The sequence below is a fragment of the Corallococcus exercitus genome, assembly GCF_003611585.1.
Lineage (GTDB): Bacteria > Myxococcota > Myxococcia > Myxococcales > Myxococcaceae > Corallococcus > Corallococcus exercitus.
The window spans coordinates 1-3,899 of sequence record NZ_RAVW01000623.1; the positions used below are offsets into that span (position 1 = coordinate 1).

A 3,899-nucleotide genomic window follows, 5' to 3' on the forward strand; every position below is an offset into this window, starting at 1 on the left:
TCGGGGGACCGGAAGCCCAGGCCAATGGACGGCAGGAAGGTCATCCCGCCCACGTCCCGCTTCTGCCCGAAGACCACGGGATTGCAGAAGACGTAGCCCCCGGTGAGCTCCGCGTAGAAGTGCACGTACTTGTAGCCCAGCGCGAAGCCCACCGTGGAGCCCACGAAGTGGCTGTTCACCGTGGACGGCAGGCTCGCGTCGAAGCCCGTCACCGGCTTGCCCTGCTGGGAGAAGTCCACCAGCCGGGCGTCCAGGCTCGTGTGGCTGAAGACGTACTTGGGGGCGCCGTAGAGCTTGAACACGTCGCCGTACTCGGCGCTCAGGTACAGCGGCACCTCCAGGTCGGTCCGGCTGAAGTCCCCCATCTGCACCACCTCCAGAACGTCCATCACCGCCCCGGAGAACAGGTACTTGGACACCCCCACCCCCAGCGCCAGGTCATAGGAGCGGCGAGGGCCCGGACCGCCGTGCGCAAGCCGCACCTTGCCGTCGAAGCGCAGCGCGTTGCCGTTGTAGCGCCCGCCCACGTCGAACCCGTCGAAGAGCCCCACCCGCACCATCAGCTCCGGGTTGACGCCCGGCGGGGCCACCGCCAGGGCCAGGCCCGCCGTCACCAGGCGCTGCTGGTCCTCCTCCGTGAGGGTGTAGGGCTCGTCGTTGTCGATGGCCCGCTTCGCCGCCCGCCCCTGGTCGATGCCCACGTCCACCACCGACGCCAGCGTGCCCGCCGGGACGAACACGCCCATGCTGCCCGTCACCTGGACCTGCCCGGGTGAGAGCGTCTTCGCCGTCTGCATGGTGGACAACGGGGTCGCGCACCCCACGGCGAGGCCAGCGAGCCCCAGCAGGAGCAGGACGGGAAGGTTTCTCATGGGGTTGCAGGTTATGCCCATTTCAGGCGCGAACGCTTCTATCCGCGCGTCCACGCTGGTAAGGGGGCTGTCGTGCGAATCAAGCAAAAACCCGAGGACTTCTCCGTGAAGGAGTCCTACCGCTTCGACGAAGTCGAGAGCGGCCGCCATCGCGTCTACCTCATGGACAAGCAGAAGCTGTCCACGTTTGACGCGGTCAACCGCATCCGTGACGCGTTCGGTCTGAAGCCCGGCGCCATCAGCTACTGCGGCCTCAAGGACAAGCAGGGCCGGACCGAGCAGATCATCGCCGTGGACGGCGCCGACGTGGACATGCAGGAGCCCGACCTGCGCCTGAAGTTCCTGGGCCGGACGGACAAGCCGCTGTCCGCGCGCAACATCACCTCCAACCGCTTCTCCGTCACCGTGCGCGCCCTGACGCACGACTCGCTGGCGCCGCTCAACCTGGCCGCCGCGGAGGTGAACCGGCTGGGCGTGGTGAACTACTTCGACAGCCAGCGCTTCGGCGCGCTCAAGCACGGTCAGGGCTTCATCGCCAAGGACCTCATCCGGGGCGACTTCGAGGCCGCGCTGCACAACTACTTCGCCCGCCCCTCGGACCTGGACCGCACCGAGGACGCCAAGGTGAAGGGCTTCTGGCGCGACAACTGGGGCAAATGGGACGCGCGCGTGCCCTTCGAGGGCGCGAAGAAGTACCACCGCATCCTGCGCTCCCTGCGCGACCACCCGGGCGACTGGCTCCGAGCGTTCCTGCAGATCGACTCGGACTACCGGGCGATGATCCTCTTCGAGTACCAGAGCTACCTCTGGAACGAGGGCGTCCGGCGCTACCTCCAGCTGATGCTGCCGCGCGAGGCCATGTTCCCCATGCGCTACCAGGCCGGCACGCTGCTGCACTTCCGCGACGCGCCTCCGGACGTCCTGCAGACGCTGCGCGAGAAGACCTTCCCGCTCGTCGGGCCGGACTCCACCTTCGAGGATCCGAAGGTGGCGGAGGCCATGGCGTGGGTGCTGGGCAAGGAGAAGCTCAAGCTCGCCGACCTGCGCATCAAGGGCGCGGAGCGGATGCTCTACTTCAAGGAGGAGCAGCGCCCGCTGGTGATGTTCCCGCACAAGCTCGTCGTGGGCCGCACGCAGAACGACGACGTGAACCGCGGTGAAATCAAGGTCAACGTGGCCTTCACGCTGCCCCCGGGCGCGTATGCCACGCTGGTCATCAAGCGCCTGTTCCACTTCGAGTACACCGAGGACACGAAGGAGGACATCCGCACCTCGCAGCGTCCGCGCCTCGTCACCGCCGAGCGCGACGAGGTCCGCGTGGAAGCGGCCCGGAGCGCCGCGCGTGCTTCGGAAGGACCTTCCCGCCACCGCGACCTGGCGGACAAGCGCCCCGCTCCCCCGGCCCGCGAGCCGCGCGCCCCCAGCCGCATCGGCCGTCCGGCCCGCGCCACCCGCGAGACCGCGCCCGAACCCGTGAAGACCGGGGTCCGGAGCGACCGCGCCGAGCGCCCGGCTGCCCGGCCCGCGCCCGTGGGCACCCTCACGGCCCCTGCTCCGCCGGAGCCGGAGATTCCGCTGGGTTTCCGGGCGAAGCAGAAGCAGCGCAAGCAGGTGAAGGCCGAAAGCCGGGCGGAAAAGGCCGAAAAGCAGCGCCTGGCCGCCGCCAAGTCCGCGAAAAAACAGAAGCGGAAGTGATGCTCGGGGGCAGCGCAATGGCCTTTCGCCACGCCCGTAGTCCAGGGCGTGACCGCTCTTGCCCTCGACTCGCTCCCCATGGCCATCGGAATGCTGATGGCTGAGGACGCCGCCCCGCTCCCCTGGAAGGCGGACGTGCAGGCCGCCCGCAAGGGGGACCCGTCCGCTTTCGAAGCGCTCGTGCGCAGCGTGCAGCGCCCGGTGTACGGCTTGGCGCTGCGCCTGCTGCAGAGCGAGGCGGAGGCCGCGGAGGTCGCGCAGGAGGCCCTGCTGCGCGCGTACCAGAATCTCCACCGCTACGACGACGCGCGCCCGTTCGACCTCTGGGTGCTCGCCATCACGCGCAACCTCTGCCTGGACCTGCTCCGCCGCCGCACCAAGGTGCGCACCGAGGAGCTGGAGCCCATGAAGGAGGTGCTCCCCAGCGCCGACGTGTCCCAGCTGGACGGGGCCATCGCGCGCGAGGAGCGGCAGTCGCTGGAGGCCGCCATGGAGACGCTCTCCGTGGACGACCGTGAGGTGCTGGCCCTCTATTACGTCCAGAAGCGCACCACGAAGGAGATCGCGCAGATCATGGGCTGCGCGCCCGGGACCATCATGGCGCGCCTGTTCCGGGCCCGTGAGAAGCTTCGCAAGAAGATGACGCCCGCCGAGGAGGAGACGCGATGAACCCCACCCCCTGCCCCGACCTGGAAGTCCTCTTCGCGGAGCTGGAGGCCGGTGAGGGCCCCGCCCTGGATCACGCCGCGGAGTGCGAGGCGTGCGCCGCCCTGATGGAGGACCACCGCCTGCTGGAGAACGACCTGTTCCGGCTGGCGGATCCGCTGCCGCCCCCGTCGCTGGTCGTGAACGTGATGGCCCGCGTCGCGGAGAGCCCCGTGCCCCAGCGCCGCGAGGTGTGGACGGGCCTCTGCATCCTGCTGACGTCCCTGGGCGTGGGGCTGGGCTTCCTGTTCACCAATGACCGGGCGCTCGGCCGCATGGGCACCGCGTTCGCGTCCAGCGTGACGGGCTCCCGCGCGTTCGTGGAAGGCCTGTTCAGCGGTGCGCATGCCCTGTGGAGCACCGCGGGACTGGCGGTGGCCTGCTTCGTCGCCGTCGTCGTGTTCTCGTCGCTGTTCGGCCTGAAGCGCCTGGTCGGCTCTCCTCCCCCGTCCCTCTCCGAAGCCTGAGCGTGCCCATGAAGATCCTCCCCCGCCTGCTGCTTCCGACCCTCCTCCTCGGCGCCCCCATGGCTGGCTCTTATACACATCTCCGAGCCCACGAGACATGCGCAGATCTCGTATGCCGTCTTCTGCCTGAAAAAAAAAAAAGAGAACAGGCAGTCAGTAA

At 68.9% G+C, this 3,899-nt stretch carries 4 protein-coding genes; 3 read left to right on the forward strand and 1 reads right to left on the reverse strand.

Translation table 11 applies throughout. The features are described 5' to 3' along the window. Positions 1-872: hypothetical protein (locus D7W79_RS39795; RefSeq protein ID WP_120530428.1), on the reverse strand; the 872-nt coding region annotated here is incomplete at its 3' end. A 72-nt stretch (positions 873-944) separates the two neighbouring features. Here D7W79_RS39795 and truD point away from each other — a divergent pair. From truD to D7W79_RS39810, 3 genes are all read left to right on the forward strand, one after another. Beyond that, on the forward strand, positions 945-2,567 hold the full coding sequence (truD, locus tag D7W79_RS39800; protein WP_120530429.1) for a tRNA pseudouridine(13) synthase TruD: 1,623 nt from the start codon (positions 945-947) through the stop codon (positions 2,565-2,567). A 78-nt stretch (positions 2,568-2,645) separates the two neighbouring features. After that, a complete protein-coding gene (locus tag D7W79_RS39805; RefSeq protein WP_171439056.1) occupies positions 2,646-3,236 on the forward strand; it encodes an RNA polymerase sigma factor in 591 nt (196 codons plus the stop codon). After that, the gene (locus D7W79_RS39810) at positions 3,233-3,739 is read left to right on the forward strand and encodes a hypothetical protein (protein WP_120530431.1); all 507 of its coding nucleotides are present in this window, start codon (positions 3,233-3,235) and stop codon (positions 3,737-3,739) included. The genes D7W79_RS39805 and D7W79_RS39810 overlap by 4 nt, the downstream gene beginning before the upstream one ends. The last annotated feature ends 160 nt before the right edge of the window (positions 3,740-3,899 follow it).